Origin of the sequence: Pseudoalteromonas sp. US3C1004 (assembly GCF_048401065.1) — a bacterium.
GTDB classification, from domain to species: Bacteria; Pseudomonadota; Gammaproteobacteria; order Enterobacterales; family Alteromonadaceae; genus Pseudoalteromonas; species Pseudoalteromonas undina.
Map to the genome: position 1 here is coordinate 1,703,239 of NZ_CP183073.1, position 18,225 is coordinate 1,721,463.

Annotated in this window: 19 protein-coding genes; 11 read left to right on the top strand and 8 right to left on the bottom strand. The window is 38.5% G+C overall.

What is annotated here, in order from left to right; genetic code table 11:
• Positions 1-76: 76 nt before the first annotated feature.
• Positions 77-718, top strand: a complete 642-nt coding sequence (locus ACNSN3_RS07925; protein ID WP_138605975.1) for a CPBP family intramembrane glutamic endopeptidase — start codon at positions 77-79, stop codon at positions 716-718.
• A gap of 54 nt (positions 719-772) precedes the next feature.
• Here the strand turns inward: ACNSN3_RS07925 and ACNSN3_RS07930 are convergent, their stop codons facing one another.
• The gene (locus ACNSN3_RS07930) at positions 773-2,197 is read right to left on the bottom strand and encodes a sodium-dependent transporter (RefSeq protein ID WP_010390240.1); all 1,425 of its coding nucleotides are present in this window, start codon (positions 2,195-2,197) and stop codon (positions 773-775) included.
• 188 nt (positions 2,198-2,385) lie between these two features.
• Between ACNSN3_RS07930 and ACNSN3_RS07935 the strand changes: the two genes are divergently transcribed.
• The 5 genes from ACNSN3_RS07935 (at position 2,386) to ACNSN3_RS07955 (ending at position 5,519) form a co-directional block, all read left to right on the top strand.
• On the top strand, positions 2,386-2,688 hold the full coding sequence (locus tag ACNSN3_RS07935) for a YciI family protein (RefSeq protein ID WP_054201050.1): 303 nt from the start codon (positions 2,386-2,388) through the stop codon (positions 2,686-2,688).
• A gap of 161 nt (positions 2,689-2,849) precedes the next feature.
• The gene (locus ACNSN3_RS07940) at positions 2,850-3,110 is read left to right on the top strand and encodes a PepSY domain-containing protein (RefSeq protein ID WP_010390245.1); all 261 of its coding nucleotides are present in this window, start codon (positions 2,850-2,852) and stop codon (positions 3,108-3,110) included.
• Positions 3,111-3,113: 3 nt separating this feature from the next.
• Positions 3,114-3,788 carry a response regulator transcription factor gene (locus tag ACNSN3_RS07945; protein ID WP_010390247.1) on the top strand — a complete coding sequence of 225 codons (675 nt, stop codon included), beginning with the start codon at positions 3,114-3,116 and terminating at the stop codon, positions 3,786-3,788.
• Positions 3,782-5,119, top strand: coding sequence for an ATP-binding protein (locus tag ACNSN3_RS07950; protein ID WP_138596174.1), 1,338 nt, complete (start codon positions 3,782-3,784; stop codon positions 5,117-5,119). Before ACNSN3_RS07945 ends, ACNSN3_RS07950 begins: the two co-directional genes overlap by 7 nt.
• A gap of 52 nt (positions 5,120-5,171) precedes the next feature.
• Positions 5,172-5,519: a hypothetical protein gene (locus tag ACNSN3_RS07955; RefSeq protein ID WP_241773555.1), complete on the top strand. Its 348-nt coding sequence runs from the start codon at positions 5,172-5,174 to the stop codon at positions 5,517-5,519.
• Positions 5,520-5,628: 109 nt separating this feature from the next.
• Here the strand turns inward: ACNSN3_RS07955 and ACNSN3_RS07960 are convergent, their stop codons facing one another.
• The 3 genes from ACNSN3_RS07960 to ACNSN3_RS07970 all read right to left on the bottom strand — a co-directional run bounded on the left by ACNSN3_RS07960 (position 5,629) and on the right by ACNSN3_RS07970 (position 7,555).
• Entirely contained in the window at positions 5,629-5,979 is a 351-nt protein-coding gene (locus ACNSN3_RS07960; RefSeq protein ID WP_418606932.1) for a VOC family protein, read from the bottom strand.
• A 136-nt stretch (positions 5,980-6,115) separates the two neighbouring features.
• The gene (locus ACNSN3_RS07965; protein WP_418606935.1) at positions 6,116-7,000 is read right to left on the bottom strand and encodes a hypothetical protein; all 885 of its coding nucleotides are present in this window, start codon (positions 6,998-7,000) and stop codon (positions 6,116-6,118) included.
• A gap of 30 nt (positions 7,001-7,030) precedes the next feature.
• The gene (locus ACNSN3_RS07970) at positions 7,031-7,555 is read right to left on the bottom strand and encodes a hypothetical protein (RefSeq protein ID WP_418606937.1); all 525 of its coding nucleotides are present in this window, start codon (positions 7,553-7,555) and stop codon (positions 7,031-7,033) included.
• A 281-nt stretch (positions 7,556-7,836) separates the two neighbouring features.
• Between ACNSN3_RS07970 and ACNSN3_RS07975 the strand changes: the two genes are divergently transcribed.
• Complete coding sequence (locus ACNSN3_RS07975; RefSeq protein WP_418606938.1) at positions 7,837-8,919, top strand: flavin monoamine oxidase family protein; 1,083 nt, start codon at positions 7,837-7,839, stop codon at positions 8,917-8,919.
• Positions 8,920-8,965: 46 nt separating this feature from the next.
• On the opposite strand, the gene ACNSN3_RS07980 is transcribed toward ACNSN3_RS07975, so the two are convergent.
• A complete protein-coding gene (locus ACNSN3_RS07980) occupies positions 8,966-10,009 on the bottom strand; it encodes an AI-2E family transporter (RefSeq protein WP_010390257.1) in 1,044 nt (347 codons plus the stop codon).
• Between the two features lie 168 nt (positions 10,010-10,177).
• Between ACNSN3_RS07980 and ACNSN3_RS07985 the strand changes: the two genes are divergently transcribed.
• Both ACNSN3_RS07985 and ACNSN3_RS07990 read left to right on the top strand, forming a co-directional pair.
• Positions 10,178-11,068 (top strand): TIGR01777 family oxidoreductase, encoded by an 891-nt coding sequence (locus tag ACNSN3_RS07985; RefSeq protein WP_054201055.1) that lies wholly within the window; start codon positions 10,178-10,180, stop codon positions 11,066-11,068.
• Positions 11,069-11,203: 135 nt separating this feature from the next.
• Entirely contained in the window at positions 11,204-12,382 is a 1,179-nt protein-coding gene (locus tag ACNSN3_RS07990; RefSeq protein ID WP_010390260.1) for a GGDEF domain-containing protein, read from the top strand.
• Between the two features lie 61 nt (positions 12,383-12,443).
• On the opposite strand, the gene ACNSN3_RS07995 is transcribed toward ACNSN3_RS07990, so the two are convergent.
• Both ACNSN3_RS07995 and ACNSN3_RS08000 read right to left on the bottom strand, forming a co-directional pair.
• Positions 12,444-13,103 (bottom strand): DUF2987 domain-containing protein, encoded by a 660-nt coding sequence (locus ACNSN3_RS07995; RefSeq protein ID WP_010390261.1) that lies wholly within the window; start codon positions 13,101-13,103, stop codon positions 12,444-12,446.
• Positions 13,096-13,905 (bottom strand): glucosaminidase domain-containing protein, encoded by an 810-nt coding sequence (locus ACNSN3_RS08000; RefSeq protein ID WP_010390263.1) that lies wholly within the window; start codon positions 13,903-13,905, stop codon positions 13,096-13,098. The genes ACNSN3_RS07995 and ACNSN3_RS08000 overlap by 8 nt, the downstream gene beginning before the upstream one ends.
• Before the next feature lie 181 nt (positions 13,906-14,086).
• Between ACNSN3_RS08000 and ACNSN3_RS08005 the strand changes: the two genes are divergently transcribed.
• Entirely contained in the window at positions 14,087-15,379 is a 1,293-nt protein-coding gene (locus ACNSN3_RS08005; protein WP_418606941.1) for an anti-phage deoxyguanosine triphosphatase, read from the top strand.
• A gap of 86 nt (positions 15,380-15,465) precedes the next feature.
• Here ACNSN3_RS08005 and ACNSN3_RS08010 read toward each other — a convergent pair whose 3' ends face one another.
• Complete coding sequence (locus ACNSN3_RS08010; RefSeq protein ID WP_418606943.1) at positions 15,466-17,622, bottom strand: prolyl oligopeptidase family serine peptidase; 2,157 nt, start codon at positions 17,620-17,622, stop codon at positions 15,466-15,468.
• Positions 17,623-17,774: 152 nt separating this feature from the next.
• On the opposite strand from ACNSN3_RS08010, the gene ACNSN3_RS08015 reads away from it, so the two are divergent.
• Complete coding sequence (locus ACNSN3_RS08015) at positions 17,775-18,086, top strand: Mpo1-like protein (protein WP_418606945.1); 312 nt, start codon at positions 17,775-17,777, stop codon at positions 18,084-18,086.
• Positions 18,087-18,225 lie beyond the last annotated feature (139 nt).

Consider the following 18,225-nt stretch of genomic DNA (forward strand, 5'->3'; position numbering starts at 1 on the left):
TCAGCTTGACTGTTTTATAGTCATAAAGATGACTTAATCGTTTGCTAAGGTGAAATAAAAATCACCGTGAGCAAACGTGAACGCTAATCAATACCGCTGGTTTGAATTTACCTTTATTTTTATCATTCTGCCTTTAATTGGCTTTAATATTCGCCAATATTTATCTAACTGGCTTATTCCAGCACTGATCATCCTCATGAGTGTGTGCTGTATGTTGTTATTAAACGACAGCCACTTTAAACGTTTTAGATTAACTAGCTTGGGGCAGTTTTCTGCTGTGAAGCGCCGCATGTTTAGCTTTTTCTTTATTGGCGCGTTATTTTCGGGGGTATTTTACAACTTACTTTACCAAGGACACTGGTTTACTTTACCTCGTGAAAATCTCACCGACTGGCTAATGCTATTAATGCTCTACCCTTTATTGTCGGTGATCCCGCAAGAATTAATATTTAGAACCTACTTTTTTCATCGTTATAAGCGCATTATGCCCAGTAAATGGCTACGCATTATTATAAGTGCGAGTGTATTTGCACTGGCACATATTGTTTACGCTAATTGGGTTGCAGTAAGTTTAGCATTTATAGGCGGATTACTATTTGCATATACCTACGCACAAAGCCGCTCAACCTTTGCCTGTGTTCTTGAGCACAGCTTATGGGGAATATGGATGTTTACCCTAGGGATGGGTGACTATTTAGACTCTGGCGCACTGAATTAACAAACAGCAATAAAAAAGCCGCGACAGGCGCGGCTTATTTAGATTTAGTTTAAATTAAAAACCAAAAATACTGATATCAAAAAACTTCGTTGCAACGGTATTTACAAAAATGATTAATAATATCGCTGGAATAAAGGTTTGCAGTGAAAAGTTAACGTACTTTTCCATAAAGCTATTTGCATAATTAGGAGAGCCTTGTCTTAGCTCTTCGCTTAAGCGAACTTTTTTCCACTTATACATTACAAACAAACACACCATTAAACCATTTAAAGGCAATATTGTGTCGTAAAATACGTCATAAACAACATCAAAAAAGCTCTTATTACCACTACCGTAGCTAGTAAAAGTAGTTAGGCTGTCAATCATACCAAACGACATAATACACAAAATAGTTAATATACCGGTTGATAAAGTGAGTATGCCCAGCGCTTTTTTACGGCTAATGCCTTTACGATCGCTTAGTGTTGCTGTTGGTACTTCAACAATAGATACCAGTGATGTGATAGCAGCAAAAAATACCAATAAGAAGAAAATAAATGCCACGGCTGATGCGCCAAAATAGCCAATATCATTTTGTAACGCTAATAAAATTTTTGGAAGGTAGACAAAAATCATTGAAACTGACGAGTCAGATAACTTAGCCGGATCGGTATTTGGGTCAAAGCTAAAAATAGCCGGTAACACCATTAAGCCTGCTACAAACGCAACCAGTGAGTCGGTAATAGCGACCATTTTAGCACTGCCTACAATGTCATCTTTTTTCGAGATATAAGATGCATAGGTAATTAAAATACCCATACCTAACGACAATGAGAAAAACGCTTGGCTCAATGCGCCATTCAGCACGCTGGCATTCATTTTACTAAAATCAGGAATAATGTAGTACTTAACACCGGCCATGGCGTTATCAAGAGTGAGTACGTAACCCACCAATATAATAAGCATGACAAATAAAGCTGGCATTAAAAATTTAGCTGCTTTTTCTATGCCGTCTTTTACGCCACCGACCAAAATTAGGTTAACAATAACTACTACCAGCGCCATATAACCAAACACGGTATAGCTATTTATAAACTCACCAAAGTGTCCAGGGTTTGCCAGCATATCTAAATTACCCAGCGCGGTTTGGCTCAAGTAACCAAAAATCCACACCGTGATCACCATATAAAAAACAGCAATCATAAATGGCGTTAATACCGCTAAAAAGCCAGCAAATTTCCATTTTTTGTCGTTATTAGCTAATTTTTTGTATGCACCTAGCGGGTCTTTTTGTGCATGACGACCCATGGCCATTTCGGCCATCATTACAGGTAAACAAATGAATGCGACAAACAAAGCATAGACGAGCAAAAATGCACCACCGCCATTCTTAGTCGCAGAAACTGGAAAGCCTACTAAGTTACCAATACCCACAGCAGAGCCTGCCGCTGCCAATATAAATCCTAAGCGGGAGCTAAAGTGCTCTCTATTTTCACTCATGTAATAACCTTGTTATTATTTATCTTATCCAAGGGACTCTACCAGTGTTACGCAACGCTTTTCAAGCAATTACCGTGTAAAAAAACATTCTTGCTGTAAACATCGCCATAAACACTTTTAATTCACCATTTATCAACGCTATGCTAGTATGCAGTTAATTAAATTTAACAAGTTTTGAGAGTATTTATATGTTGTATATGATTTATTCAACAGACGTCCAAAATAGTTTAGAGCACCGTAAAGCGGCTCGCCCAGCTCATTTAGCGCGCTTACAAACGCTAGAAGACGAAGGCAGACTATTAACCGCAGGTCCACTTCCAGCCATTGATAGTGAAGACCCTCAAGATGCAGGCTTTACGGGTTCTTTAGTGATTGCTCAATTTAATTCTTTAGAAGACGCCAGAGAGTGGGCGGCAGATGATCCTTATGTTGCCGGTGGCGTATATGAAAACTCTATTGTTAAACCATTTAAAAAAGTGTTCCCTGCTTAATTAAACTATGACCACCCTGTTTAACTGCAACCAGCAATTCAGGGTTTGTTCACTCATTTTTAATTAAACTTTGCTTAATAAAAACTTAAATACACCGCAAGGTATTTAAGTTTTAGTGGCTTAGTTTTTAAGCTAAGCAGGTCTGTTCTAGGAGTTCCGTAATGCGTGTATTATTAATACTCAATTTAATCGCGGTAGTGTGCTTGGCTAATTTTGCCCACGCAAACAATACCAAAAGCAAAACCGATAAAGTTGAGGTAAGCAAAAAAAAAGCAGTAATACTTGCAAAACAAACTACAGACGGTACAACGTTAAAGATTTCTGAAGAAACACTTTTTTTTACTGTACGAATTTTAAAAGCTGACGGCCACGTCGTCGATTTGAAAATAAACAAAAAAACTGGCGAAGTGAAAAAGGATTAACCAATGCGAATTTTAGTAATAGAAGATGATTTACATTTGGCAGACAATCTGCGCAATGCATTAGAAAAAGAGCGTTACAGTGTTGATTTATGTCACGACGGTGAAGCTGGCCTTTTTCACATCACTGAATACCCTTTAGATATGGCTGTAGTTGATTTAGGCCTACCTAAAATAGATGGTATTGAACTAATAAACAAAGCACGCGCCCAAGGGGTGACTATTCCTATTTTGATCTTAACCGCGCGCGATCGCTGGCAAGACAAAGTAGAAGGCTTAGATGCCGGTGCTGACGACTACCTAACTAAACCATTTCATGTTGAAGAACTGATTGCTCGCTGTAATGCGCTTATTCGTCGCAGTGCAGGTAAAGCAAATCCAGAAATGACAGCAGGCCCTATTAAAATTCATACGCGTTCACAACAAGTATGGGTAAACGATAAAGAGCTGAGCTTAACTGCGTATGAGTACAAAGTACTCGAATACTTAATGGTTAATCCACAAAAAGTAATTTCTAAGTCTGAGCTTACAGAGCATATTTACGACCAAGATTTCGACCTTGATTCGAACGTCATTGAAGTGTTTGTACTACGTTTACGTAAAAAACTCGACCCAGATGGCGTGCTTAACCCAGTAGAAACACTGCGTGGGCGTGGTTACAGGCTTAAAAGCCAGTGGTAGGACCGCAAGTTTCGTTAAAAATAAGGCAAGGATTTATCCTTGTCTTTGTTTTGTTAGTCGCCCTACCCATTTTGTTTTACTCCATAGGTAAAGCGTATTATGAGTCACTTGTTGATGCCACCGAAAAAAACCTCGAAGCACACCTGTATTCACTTATTTCCGAAGTTGATTTTACCGAGCGCGGCATTATTATGCCCAGCTCTATATTAACCCCCGAACTCAACAATTTAAACTCAGACACCTACGCCATGATATACCGTGACGACGTGCCTATTTGGCATTCTGAGTCGGCGGTTAACGTTAACTTTGTTCCCCAATATATAGAGCCCAAAGCAGGCGCTGCCGACTTTAGACGTGTGGTGTATAACAACACTGCTTATTGGCAATTAAGTTTAACGGTAATACTTAATAATATTGACCAATCAGAGCAAGCACGCTTTATTTTATTAAAACGTAACGATGCCCTACTGCGCTTAATGGATGGCTTTAAACAGACCCTAGTTGATTGGATGTTTATAATGGGAATTGCCATTGCAGGGTTAATGGCCATTGGTTTTATTTGGAGTGCAAGGCCACTGCAGCGTTTAGATAAAGAAATAAAAGCCATTGAATCAGGCGATATTCAAGAAATTAAAGGCTTATACCCCGTTGAACTGCAAACGATTAAAGCCGACCTAAATTTACTGTTAGAGTCGCAGCAACGTCAAAAAGAACGATACCGCGCCTCTCTTAGCGATTTAGCCCATGCACTTAAAACGCCGTTAGCTGTTTTAAAATCAAGCCCATTAGCTAACGATGCAGATGCACAAGAACAACTCGACAGAATTAATGTGATGATCGAGCACCAATTAAAACGTGCCGCCACAGGTGCTTCCGATACATGGAAAAAACAAACCCCCATCAAGCCGGTTATCGATTCTATTTTAAGTGCAATGAGTAAAGTATACCGCGATAAAGACATTATATTTAACTGCCAAGTGAACGATAAAGATTACTTTTTAGGTGATAAAACCGATTTAATGGAGTTATTAGGCAACTTAATAGATAATGCCTGTAAAGCCTGTCGCTCCCAAGTCAGTATTAACGTTTCACAAGCTAAAACGCTCAGTATAAGTATTTGTGATGACGGCCCGGGCATTAAGCCAGATAAACGCGAATCATTGTTACAACGCGGTACGCGCCTAGATACCTACGAAAGCGGCCACGGTGTTGGTATGGCTATTGTATCTGACTTGGTTAAGTCGTATCACGGGCTGTTAACTATATCTCAGTCGCAACGTTTAGGCGGTGCAAAATTTATTCTCGAGTTTAATTACCATGAAAAAAAGTAACTACATCTTTTGTTTTAGCTTAAGCCTTTTATTTTTATGGGCGCAGCAAAGTATGGCTGCAGTGCAAGAGTGTACATTGCAAAACAATGCCCTACCCGAGCAAATTAAAGATTACACACAATGTTTAGACGCCAAATTAAATAAAGTGCAACAGCAACAAGATAGCTGGATCCAAAAGCGTACCTTTGAACTGGCCGAATTAGAAAGTGAAACTGGTAACACCTACATTTTATCATTGTTTAAGCAAAGCCTTAACGCCAAAGACAAGTACATTCAAAAAAGTTGCCAGTGGCGTTATATGTTAAAACAGCCTAATTCACCAGAAGCTGTAGTAACTTATAAAGAGTGTGAAATAGCAATGATAGAGCAATTCATTCAGCAGCTTAAAATGGGGCTTTAACCAGCTCCTAATTAAACATTATGTGTTGAAGCTTGCTAATTTAGTGGTTAGTGTTTTGGAAGTGCAGCCTTAAAGGCTGCATTTTTGTATTTATATAGTTTGCGTGTGACTACTCTGACCATACCGCAAATTCATTTCCATTTGGGTCGCTAAAGTGAAATCGTCTACCACCTGGAAATGAAAATGTAGGCTTAATTATTTTGCCTCCAGCTTGCCCAATTTTATTTTGAGCCGCTTCAAGGTCATTACTGTATAACACAATTAACGGGCTTCCGTTTTTAGTTGCAACAACCAAGTCAGATTTAAAGAAACCACCATCAACCCCTTGCCCGTTAAAACTACAATATTCTGGACCATAATCTACAAATGACCAGCCAAACACGTCACTAAAAAAAGCCTTAGTAGCTACAATATTTTGTGCAGGAATTTCAATATAGTTAATTTTATTATTTTGAGTCATTTTAGTTTTTTGCCCTTATTCTTGTTTATATTATTTGTGACTTGGACTAGTAATAAATAAAGATAGGGTTAATATTGGAACACAGCGATAACACTAACCAGTTATTAATTGTCTACTCTCAAACGCCTATTACATGCTAAATTTTTAAGGCTACTTTAAACTCTTTTAGAATTTCTTTTTTTAATTTACTATCAGCTAAAAATTCAAGAAACCCTGTCTTTATTTTGATTTTTTCCTTGTAGTCAGCATTTAAAGCTAACATTTTATCTTTTTCTGTTTTTTGATATGAATGCCCAAACTTATTTAAGAAACTAATCGACAATAAATGAGCACAATAAAGTACATTCAAACTTTTATCATTTGAATTATTTTCGATTTTTGTGAGGTACTCAATTACTCTACTGAGATCCTTGTAGCCCGATTTGAGCTTACAAGCAAATGCCTCAAATTCGATTACTTTCTCATCATCTTCAACCCATGCGCTATAACCCTTTAACTCATTTCGATAGAAATGGTTTGAATCATCATCTTGGTTATAACCTAGTTCAGTTAATAAATTAAACTCACAGAAGATATTTTTAAAAGTTTTAACGTAAAGAAGGAACTCTATGTCGTCTTTATCTGCAACAGTAGAATCCATTGACAAGACATCTTTTTCTGTTTTAATACAATAATGTATTAAAACTAATATCCTATAAATAAAGCTATTTAAATAATATTGATTGGTAGAAAACCATTTTTCTTCACTTATGTTATGATAATTTTTATCAATGTTTTTATTAAAATTAAACATTCTATAGTTAAAATCCTCTACAGCATTCAACAAAGGTACTTTTGTTTTAACTATCTCTTCTTTTATGAGTTTTTTTTGTTCAAACTTATACTCTTTTTGCAATTTGTAGTTTAGTGAATAATTTTCATAAATTACTTTTATAATCCAACCCACTCCGAATATAAACAGAGATGTAACAGCCGATATAAGTGCTGCTTGTATCTTTATATCTAGCTCTGAAAAGCCCACAAATGACCCCTTAATTAGAAAGCACAATTATTAGCACATAACGACGTTATAAAAGACGACTGTAAGCGAATCTAGTCCACGGTTTTTAATTGCCATACTAACCATTTTGATGGCTCGACGCATGTTTAACAGCATTTTTTCATTAACCTTGATGCGGGTTTGGAGCTGCTTCTCTGATAGCTTCCTCTTTCGCATAGTATCAATTGAAAAGTTGTACTCCCATTCATTAATCCAGCCGTTTCTATATGCATGGTCTACAGCTTCATTATTGAGTGATTTTTCATTATCCTTACGCACACGCTTAACGGCTTGGAATATTTTATCTGAAGGTAATCCTATAAATTTTTTAACACAGCAGTTTCCTACCGTAGCTTGGGTATGATTATATTTATTTTGCAGTATGCATATTTCAATAATTGGGAAGTGTCCACACAGACAGCGTTCAGGCTCATCTGCCTCATATATTTGAGCCAAAGACCATTCGAGCTTCGCAGCATCCCAAACCTTTGACTCAGAAAGGTCTATGATTCCTTTTGTAAGCTTGTACTCGGACATTTTCTTTCCTAATGGTAAACAATTATATACTGCGCGATTCACGCATATCTATACCAGCGCCGCACAAATTTTTTCTTTATGTAGTTTTAACAAATTAGCTAACACATTACTATCATTAAGTTTTTATTATTTTAAAGCGGAGTTCATTAGCTTTCTGTTTACGCTTGGCTCATTTTCCTGCATTTCGAACTTACTCACTTAGTCCATAAAACGTTTTGACAAAATTGCACAAAAACCACAAACTACCTACCAGTAGATTGATTTAGCTAAAGTGATTTAAAATGCATAAACCTGTGGTTATTATTGGTGGTGGCTTAGCGGGCTTATATGCTGCTTACAACCTTAAAAAACGTGATATTCCGTTTTTATTATTAGAGGCTAAAGCCAGTTTGGGCGGTAGAATTGCGTCTCATTATTTACCGACCAACAACACCATTAGCCACGATTTAGGCCCAACATGGATATTTCCGCACCAGCCTAATATTCAACAATTAGTTGCTGTTTTAAACATCCCAGTGTTTGAGCAATACAACCAAGGCGATGTGCTGTATCAAGCATCACAAACCGCTCCTGCACAGCAAATTGCAGGGGCTGGCGAAATGCAGTTATTTAGAATACAAAACGGTATGGACGAGCTTATCAATGCGCTTTATCAGCAGCTTGAGCCAAAAACCGTTAAATTAGAGCACGCTGTTAGCGAAGTAAAAAAGCTCTCCGATGGCTGGCATATAAGCGCTAATTATCAAGGGAGTAGGCAGCACTATACTTGCGATCAGTTACTGTTGGCATTACCGCCTAGAATGATCAGTCAACATTTAACCCCGCATTTATGGGCCGATAATGTTTTAACACAGCGTTTAGCGTCGGTGCCTACATGGATGGCTGGCCAAGCAAAGTTTATTGCCACTTTTGAGCACGCTTTTTGGCGAGATAAAAATTTATCGGGACAATGTTTTAGCCGAGTAGGCCCATTGGTAGAAGTTCATGATGCGTCAGCAAGTGGGCATTCTCACCCTGCTTTGTTTGGCTTTATTGGCGTGCCTTACTTGCAGCGCAGTAAAGTGACCAGAGAACAATTAACTCAGGCTTGCCTTGATCAGCTCAGCTATTTTTACGGTGAGCAAGCCTATACAGCGACGAGCTGCATTATAAAGGATTGGGCTGAGGATGAATTTATCGCCAACAAAGATGACCAAATGGGTGTTTCGCAGCATCCAGAATTCAATTTTTCAGGGCTTAGTGAGCAGCTCAAACAGTTACAAGTGTATTTTGTAGGGAGTGAGTTTGCAAAGCATGAGGCAGGCTATTTAGAGGGGGCTATAAACGCTGTAGATAGCGCCTTAGCTAATTTAATAGATGCTTAGGTTTTTAATTAAAAGGCGTGCTGTGTAGGCACGCCTTTGTAAGGTATTAGTCTTCTGATTTTATGACGGTTTCTTCACCTGTGCCAAGCATGGTAGCTAACCAACGCCCTTCGTCACTGGCTTCTAGCGCTATTTTTACAATCATGGTTAACGGCACCGATAACAACATACCTACAGAGCCTAATAACCAGCCCCAAAATATTAACGATAAAAACACCACTAAGGTAGAAAGCCCGAGGCCTTTGCCCATGTATTTTGGCTCTACAATATTACCCATAACGGTATTAATGGTTAAATAACCCGCGCCGACGAGCCCTGCCACTAATGGGCCTTGCGTAATAAGTGCCAGTAACAGTGCAGGCACAGCCGCAATGATTGAACCAATGTTAGGAATGTAATTAAGCATAAATGCCAATACGCCCCATAGTACAAAATAATCAACGTCTAATATCCACAGGTAAAAACCAGCAATTACACCAGTGGCTAAACTCACTAAGGTTTTAATAGCTAAATAAGAGTTAATAGAGTCTAAAAAGCGGTCAATTTGCTTGATTTTGCTGTCGGGATCGTCCAGTGCTAAATGAATTTTTTTACCAAGTATCGGCCCTTCAAACAGCATAAAAACAACCGTTAAAATAATTAAAAACATATTGGCCATTACGCTACCTAAACCCGTTAGCATATTGGTGGCAACATCAACCATTTTGCCAGGGTCAAACATAGACAAAATTTGTTCTTTATTAATTAAGATATTGTATTGCGAGGCCACATCAACCAACCATACAAATTCTTCTTTTAATTGTGCTTTATATTCAGGTAACTGTTTTGAAAAATCGTTAACCGACTGCCCTACTAAACCGCCTAAGCTAACCCCTAAGCCCATAATAATAAGCACCACAAGCACTACCGCTATGCCTTTTGGAATACGGTAACGAGCAAAAAAGTTAATAAGTGGGCTACAAATTATGGCTATAAATGCTGCCAAAATAAACGGAATAACAATAGCGCTAGCGGCTTTAATACCCGCTAGCACAATGACCAAAGCGGCAAAAATTATTAAGCTTTTATTTACCCCAGTTAAACTTGCCAATACTCTTATCCTATTACTGTTATTTGGCTTTAGTGTAAGGCAAAAGCTAATAGAATGAAATGTTTAAGGGTGATCATAAAAATTATTGGTACGTATAAATTTGCAAATCGTTGAGCTGGAGAGTATAAATTTTAAACATCCTGCTTTATTTATAATTTTGGAGTTGCAATGCATATATTTTTTACTGGCGCCACAGGCTTAATTGGTAGGCACCTTTGCCCTTTCTTGTTGCACCACCACGATGTTACTGTACTGAGCAGAAACCCAACCAAAGCAAAAGTATTGTTAGGGCACCAGATAAATGCAGTTGATAGCCTTGAAGATGTTGATTTTAATACCGTTGACGTTGTTATTAACTTAGCCGGTGAGCCTATTGTAAATAAACGTTGGAGCGACAAACAAAAAACAGTCATTCGCGATAGCCGAATCATTGTTACGCAAGCGATTAGTGATGCTATTAAGCAGTGCCATACCCCACCACATACCTTTATATCTGGCAGTGCAATTGGTTATTATGGTCGACAAGGCGACACTCTGGTTGATGAAAACAATACAGAGCCTCATGATGAATTTAGCCACCAACTGTGCAAAGATTGGGAGCAAGCAGCTTTAAAGGCTGAGTCTGACGAAACTCGAGTGTGCTTATTACGTACCGGTATTGTATTGGCTAAAAAAGGCGGCGCGCTTGGTAAAATGTTACCAGCATTTAAGCTTTGCGTAGGTGGTCCAATTGGCAGTGGTGAGCAAGGTATGTCGTGGATCCATATAGATGACATGGTTCAGCTCATTTTATTTTTAATTCGCAATAAAGAAATATCAGGAGCTGTTAATGCCACAGCTCCTGAGCCCCTAAGCAATAAGCAGTTTAGCCAATCACTCGCAAAAGCATTGTCACGCCCTGCGTTTATGCCTATGCCTGCTGGGGTGCTTAATATATTAATGGGTGAAATGGCCGACTTACTTACTACCGGCCAGTATGTGGTACCTAAAAAAGCATTAGACCATAACTATCGTTTTCACTTTACTAAAATTGACGCTGCATTAGAAAGTTTAGTCTAGCTACTGGCCTTAACGGATTAAGTTTGTAGTAGGGGGTAAAAGTTAATACTTTTTACCCTCTTGCTATTTTTGTGTTACTACCTAATACTTATAGCTGTATAAACGCCTTCAATTAGCTAAAAGAGCCCCTTAAACATGCTTCATTTACCTACATTAATTAGCCTCTGTTTTATTCTTAACTTGTTTATTGCTGTGTTCTTTTTTTCTGTTTATAGATACAAAAAACAACCTTGCTATTTATTTTTTGCTACCGCCTGTTGCTCGTTTATTACCGCAATAGCACTAATTGGTTTAAGAGATTTTATTGAGTTTCCATTATTAACCCACTTTTTTGCTTACGTTTTTATTATTTTAAGTCCATTACTCGTTATTTTAGGGTTAATACCACAAAGCCAAGCACCCGCGATAAAATTAACACCTTTATACTATGCTTGTGCCATGTGCTGTACGCTTTTACTTGCAGTGTACCTTATAGATGCAGGGCAAATTATTACCAGCATTATTACTGCTGTATTATTTAGTTACGCTGCGTATTTAATGATTAAAACTCCAAGTGTTGCAGTAGTCCAACAACGCTTACTCGTTGCCTGTTTTACAATCCACAGTGTGGTGATGCTGTTGCAAGTTGTACTCCTTGTTTTGCTCTACTCAAGCCAAATCAGTCAAGCAAGCTTAGCTTTTGGATTACAGCTGTTATTGGTAACGCATTTATTTTTAACTACCGCTACTGCGCTAATTTTACCGTTTATTAAGTTTGCAAATGCTGAGTCTAGACTGATCAATCTAGCGAATCACGACCCGTTAACGCAACTTTTAAACAGGCGTGGATTTTTCCGTTTATGTAAAAAAATAACTAAAACCGCGCCTCTGAACAGCAGAGTATCGTTGATCATGCTCGATATAGACCTATTTAAACAAGTGAACGACCAATACGGTCATGAAACCGGGGATGAAGCGATAAAGTGGATTGCACAACATATTAACGAATTGTTTTTTGAGCTTGGAGTTACTGCTCGGATTGGTGGAGAAGAGTTTGCTATTTTTCTTAATCAACAGAACTTAGCGCAAGCTAGGCTGTTAGCTCAAAAGCTTTGCAGTAGTATTAATGAATACCCGTTTTATTTTAATGGTAATAGCATTGCACTGTCTGTAAGTGCTGGAATAAGTAGCATGTTAGTGCGCGAGCTAAATATGCAAGCACTGTTGTTACAAGCCGACAAACGCCTTTATCTTGCCAAAGAAACAGGCCGAAATAAAGTGGTCACCCATGATGAAAAAAGCTTATTAACCAAAGCTCCCACTGCCATCATTTAATTTAGCCATAAAAAAACGGCATCATAGTTGATGCCGCTTGATACGTTTACAAATTATATAATTACTTACTTATCCAAGGCGTTACTTTAACAACCTCGTTAATATCAGCTAATACGGTTGTATTTTCTTCCCAGCTATCGGTTACTTCAAAATAACACACTGACTTTTCGCATGTTATGCGCTCATCATCAAATTGCTTAGGAGTTTTAAAGGTAACAACCACGCCTTTTTGTTCAGGTAATAAAAACCACATTAGTTTGCTAACAAAAAAGCCAGATAGGTCTGTTAATAGCTCTTCAAGCTCATTATTAATAACCAATAACGATTGCTTTGATAACGCCAGTCCATCTAGTTCCTTAGCTTCTATTTGTAGCTTTAACTGACAGTCGTGAACCGGGTTTTTTGGCTGAACTACAATCACCGCTTTGTCGGTATCTAGCTGTTTATCGAACGGTAATAGCAATTGCGCTTTGTCGGTATAATTAAGCGGGTACTCATTTTTTTCAGTTAAAATAGTACCGTTTTTAATACTACAAACTTCGTTAGTACCAATATCGCTAATATAAAAGTTTACGCGGGCGTACTGAAAGTCCCCTTTGTTTACCACTTTTAAACGGTCGTAAAAACCGTCATACGACATCACAAATTCTTTAGCAACGGCACTACTAGCTGCTACTGCTAAAAAGCTGGCTGTAACTAATTTTAATAACGGCTTATTCATTAAAGTACGCTCGGTTTTGATTAATCATGGTATTAAGCTCTTCAATGTACGCTTCACCACGTTCAGAGTAAGACATTAAACCATACGTTAATTTAGTCGCTAAAATTGGTTTTTGTTGTGCGCGTAAGTCTTCGCGGATAGTACGTAGCTCTTTGTAAGCATTGTGGGTATTAATATTTTTAAAATAAGAGCTTACTGCTGCACGTACCGATTTGAATGCAGCCACTTCATGCTCGGCTTCACTATTACGTCTTCTTGGTACCATGCCACAGCCTTTTTTGTAGCACCATTGGCCAAAAAAGTTTAAGCCGATTCGTGCAAAACGTGAAGTGCCCCATGCAGACTCATTGGCTGCCTGCATTAAGGCCATCTCTTTAGGAATGATGTCTACTCGGCGCAGTGCTTGGCTTAAGGTGATGGTATCTAACGTTTCAGGTAATCCGTACGACTTAAGTATTTTTTTTATGTCGCCCGCTTGTTTTTTACTAAGCGGTTCACTGTGCTCTATCATCATGCGTGCAATTTCAAGGTTTGCACGTTGCTGTAAAATCTTTTTGTTTTCGGCTTCTACATGAGGCTTAATAAAGTTAAAAAACGCATGTTTTTTCTCTTTCACATCAGTGAATTCTGAGAACTTTGGCAACTTAACGTTGTGCAATGGTTTTTCTTTTTTCTTCTCTTTTTTAATGTCGTTAGAGCTGGTTTGCTCGTCTGATACTAGTTCATCAGCATCAATAAACGGAAGGGTCAACGCCCAAATAACAATGGCGGCTAACAACAACTGAAAAATAGTTTTTAACATGTATTATCTCAATTTAACTCTAAGTTATGTATGGTGTAGTCACATACATACGAAACATCATTATACCTAAGCCACTTTATAAACGCGAATACTGAACAACCGAATAAAATTCATACACCTATTGCTTACAATTTATAATATACTAAGTGCTAAAACCGAAGACGAATTGATAGGTTGAGACATGGATAAACAGTGGCAAAATAGAATAATTGAACAATATAAGCACCGCCCTAACGATAACCGCTCTCCTTGGCAAATCGACCGCTCACGAATCATTCATGCTGCTGCATTTAGGCGCCTTCAAGCTAAAACCCAAATAATGGGTATTGGCTTAAACGACTTTTACCGTACACGCCTTACCCATTCATTAGAAGTCTCGCAAATAGGCACCGGCATATTACGCCATTTAAAGGTCCAACATCCAAGCTTTGAACATTTTCCATCTACTGGATTGCTCGAAACCTTATGTTTAGCACACGATATAGGCCATCCACCGTTTGGGCATGGTGGCGAAATTGCACTTAACTATATGATGCGTGATCATGGTGGTTTTGAGGGTAACGCACAAACACTGCGCATTGTGGCAAAGCTAGAGCCCTATAGTAACGGCTACGGCATGAACTTAACTAGACGCACCTTGTTAGGATTTATTAAGTACCCAGCTTTTATTGATAACCTTTGGCATAACATCCCACAAGAAAATAAACAGCGTGCGTTTATAAAAGCCGATGACTGGCGACCAGCCAAAGGTATTTACAATGACGATGCCGCGATATTTAATTGGATTATTGAGCCTCTTAGCGCAAGTGATAAAGCGTTATTATCTAGCCAAGAACACGCAGATGCTTATCGCGCTAAAACCCTTTATAAATCACTCGACAGTGCCATTATGGAACTGGCTGATGACATTGCTTATGCCGTTCACGACCTTGAAGATGCCATAGCTACCGATGTGCTCAGTTTAGACGATTGGCTAACCCATGCATTACCTCATTTACAAGCACTTGACTATGACTGGTTAAACACTTTGCTGGAGTCACTCTCCAAGCGGTTATTTTCAAAGTATGAACATGAGCGAAAAGACGCCATAGGCGAACTGGTGAATACCTTTATTATTCATATTCATTTAGATACCCAAAACGATGAATTTGAGTGCCCTATTTTAAAGCACACCGCAAAATTAGATCAGCAATACGAAAATGTGCTACAGATCCTCAAACACTTTATATTTCAGCGTTTAATACGCGACCCACAAATGCAGCAAATAGAATTTAAAGGGCAAAACCTACTCATAGAATTATTTACTGCGTTTGCCAGCGATCCGCTGCGCTTATTACCCGAAACCACGCAGGCACTGTACCTTGAAGCTGAAAAACACAATCAAGGTATGCGTATTATTTGTGACTATTTAAGCGGTATGAGCGACGAATACGCTTATAAAACCTATCAACGGTTGTTCTCCCCCATACAATAAGTTAGCTAATCTGAACTCAGGTTAGTCAACATAAAAAAGCCGAGTCACTTACGTAACTCGGCTTTTCGTTAGTTTATAAAATCACACTACAGTGATTTAATGCCCATGTTGTAAAGCGTAAAACCGTACATATCGGCATAAAGGTCAATAATTTTACTGGTTGGTGTACCGGCACCATGGCCTGCATTGGTTTCAATACGAATAAGTGTAGGATTTGTACCCGCTTGATTCGCTTGAAGCTCAGCTGCAAATTTAAATGAATGCGACGGTACAACGCGGTCATCATGATCGCCTGTAGTGATCATAGTCGCCGGATATTCAACCCCTGCTTTTACATTATGAATTGGCGAGTAGCCTTTTAAGTAATCAAACATTTCTTTACTTTGGTCGCTAGTTCCGTAATCGTATGCCCAACCAGCGCCAGCTGTAAATGTATGATAACGAAGCATATCCAATACGCCTACCGCAGGTAACGCAACTTGAAACAAGTCAGGTCGCTGGGTCATTACAGCACCCACTAATAACCCACCGTTTGAACCACCACGCAGTGCTAAGCGTTTTTTAGAGGTGTATTTTTTATCTTGTAAGTATTCAGCTGCAGCAATAAAGTCGTCAAATACGTTTTGCTTTTGCAATTGTGTACCTGCTTTATGCCACTCTTTACCGTATTCTCCACCACCACGAATATTAGCAACTGCGTATACGCCGCCTTGCTCAAGCCAAGCTGCTGTTGTAGAGCTAAAGCGAGGTGTTAAGCTTATATTAAAGCCACCATAGCCATATAAAATAGTTGGGTTGCTGCCATCTAATTTAATATCACTTTTATAAGTGATAATCATCGGTACTTTAGTGCCATCTTTAGAGGTATAAAATACTTGCTCAGAGGTATAGTTATCGCTATTAAAATCTATCCCTGACTTACGGTATACTTTTGACTCACCGCTTTGCACGTCAAAGCTGTAAGTTGTACCTGGCGTTTTGTAGTTAGTAAATGAATAATAAAGCGTAGTTTGCTCTTGTTTACCGCCAAAGCCACTCGCCGTACCGACGCCTGGTAAACTAATTTCGCGGATCAATTCGCCTTGTTTGTTGTACTGTTTCACTTTAGAAATAGCATCAACCATGTAGTTGGCAAAAAACGTATTACCGCCAAGGGTTACATTAAGTACGTTTTCAGTTTCTGGGATAAAATCTTGCCAGTTTTCAGGCTGTGGATTGTTTGCATCAACCGTCACTACTTTTTTATTTGGTGCATTTAAGTTAGTAACCAAAAATAGCTTGCTGCCTTCGTTGTCAATTACGCTGGTATCAGAGTCGGTATTACCCACTACAGTCACAAATTCGCTATCTGGCTTGGTTAAATCTTTAATAAATAACTTATTACCAGAGGTTGATACGCTGGCACTAATAAACAAGAAACGACCATCTTTGGTTGCTTTAGCGCCCACATAGCGGTGCTTTTGTTCTGCTGTATCGCCAAATACTAAAGTATCTTCGCCTTGATCTTGACCTAACTTATGGTAATACACTTTATGTTGATCAGTTTTTGCAGAAAGCTCACTGCCCTCTGGCTTATCGTAGCTTGAATAGTAAAAACCGTCATTTGCTAGCCAGCTAACGCCACTAAATTTAACATCAACTAGTGCTTGTTCTACCTGCTCTTTGGTTTCGGTGTCTATAACAATGATTTTACGCCAATCACTACCACCTTCTGAAATTTGGTACGCTAACAATGAACCATCTTCTGAAAATGATAAACCCGACATTGAAGTGGTGCCATCTTCACTAAAAGTATTAGGATCTAAGAACACTTCAGCTTCACCGCCGTCTTTGCTGCGGTATAAAACGTACTGGTTTTGCAGGCCATTATTTTTATAAAAATAAGTGTAATCACCTTCAGTAAACGGGGCGCTGATTTTTTCGTAGTTCATGAGTTTTTCAAGGCGCTGTTTGAGTGTGTCTCTGTAAGGCACTTGCTCTAAATACGAAAAGGTAAGCTTGTTTTGAGTTTTAACCCATTGAGCCGTTTCATCACTCATATCATCTTCTAACCAGCGATACGGATCAGCCACGGTTTCACCAAAGTAAGTGTCAACCACAGTGCCTTTTTTAGTTTCAGGGTAATCTAGTGAGTTAACTGCTTTCATAGCTGTTTTTACTTCATTTTGAGTAGTGTTTTCTGCAGGTTGTGAACAACCCGCAAGTGCGATTACAACCGCACAGGTCAGTGTTTTTTTAAGCATTGCTTTACCATTATTTTTTTATAGTCAGCCTAAGTTATTAACTTTCTGTTTGTTTGTCTATCAACTTGCGGTAAACGTCATTTATCGCTGTTAACCTGCGCTAAATTGCGCTTAAATAAATGAATAACTTTTAAACACTAACAGGTTGAGTAATGACAGAAACTGAATCTTTTACCAGCTTTAAACGCTTTTACCCTTACTATCTAAAAGAGCATCGTAATAAAACTTGTCGCAGGCTGCATTTTATTGGCAGTAGTTTAGTGTTGCTTTTGACCGGCTATGCGCTTATTAGCTCACAATTTGCATTGTTATGGTTATTACCGGTGATTGGTTATGGCTTTGCATGGGTTGGGCATTTCTTTTTTGAAAAAAACCGCCCCGCCACATTTAAGCACCCGTTATACAGTTTATGGGGTGATTGGATCATGTTTAAAGATATACTGATTGGCAAAATTAAATGGTAAATGGCTACTTACGCTTCGGTATCACAAACACCTCATCTTACTCGCTGTAAATAAAATGTAGATTGAATGTAATTCAATTGACCTCGATTGTAGAAATGGTCTACCTTGACAACAGTAATTTCAATTAGTTCATTAATTT

What these genes read in the sequence shown, in the direction of transcription:
- ACNSN3_RS07945 (WP_010390247.1), top strand. Translation starts at nt 3,114, where the DNA reads ATGCGAATTTTAGTAATAGAAGATGATTTACATTTGGCAGACAATCTG.
- ACNSN3_RS07955 (WP_241773555.1), top strand. Translation starts at nt 5,172, where the DNA reads ATGGCTGCAGTGCAAGAGTGTACATTGCAAAACAATGCCCTACCCGAG.
- ACNSN3_RS08000 (WP_010390263.1), bottom strand. Translation starts at nt 13,905, where the DNA reads ATGTTAAAAACTATTTTTCAGTTGTTGTTAGCCGCCATTGTTATTTGG.
- ACNSN3_RS07975 (WP_418606938.1), top strand. Translation starts at nt 7,837, where the DNA reads ATGCATAAACCTGTGGTTATTATTGGTGGTGGCTTAGCGGGCTTATAT.
- ACNSN3_RS08015 (WP_418606945.1), top strand. Translation starts at nt 17,775, where the DNA reads ATGACAGAAACTGAATCTTTTACCAGCTTTAAACGCTTTTACCCTTAC.
- ACNSN3_RS07995 (WP_010390261.1), bottom strand. Translation starts at nt 13,103, where the DNA reads ATGAATAAGCCGTTATTAAAATTAGTTACAGCCAGCTTTTTAGCAGTA.
- ACNSN3_RS07970 (WP_418606937.1), bottom strand. Translation starts at nt 7,555, where the DNA reads ATGTCCGAGTACAAGCTTACAAAAGGAATCATAGACCTTTCTGAGTCA.
- ACNSN3_RS08005 (WP_418606941.1), top strand. Translation starts at nt 14,087, where the DNA reads ATGGATAAACAGTGGCAAAATAGAATAATTGAACAATATAAGCACCGC.
- ACNSN3_RS07940 (WP_010390245.1), top strand. Translation starts at nt 2,850, where the DNA reads ATGCGTGTATTATTAATACTCAATTTAATCGCGGTAGTGTGCTTGGCT.
- ACNSN3_RS07930 (WP_010390240.1), bottom strand. Translation starts at nt 2,197, where the DNA reads ATGAGTGAAAATAGAGAGCACTTTAGCTCCCGCTTAGGATTTATATTG.
- ACNSN3_RS07960 (WP_418606932.1), bottom strand. Translation starts at nt 5,979, where the DNA reads ATGACTCAAAATAATAAAATTAACTATATTGAAATTCCTGCACAAAAT.
- ACNSN3_RS07935 (WP_054201050.1), top strand. Translation starts at nt 2,386, where the DNA reads ATGTTGTATATGATTTATTCAACAGACGTCCAAAATAGTTTAGAGCAC.
- ACNSN3_RS07985 (WP_054201055.1), top strand. Translation starts at nt 10,178, where the DNA reads ATGCATATATTTTTTACTGGCGCCACAGGCTTAATTGGTAGGCACCTT.
- ACNSN3_RS07990 (WP_010390260.1), top strand. Translation starts at nt 11,204, where the DNA reads ATGCTTCATTTACCTACATTAATTAGCCTCTGTTTTATTCTTAACTTG.
- ACNSN3_RS08010 (WP_418606943.1), bottom strand. Translation starts at nt 17,622, where the DNA reads ATGCTTAAAAAAACACTGACCTGTGCGGTTGTAATCGCACTTGCGGGT.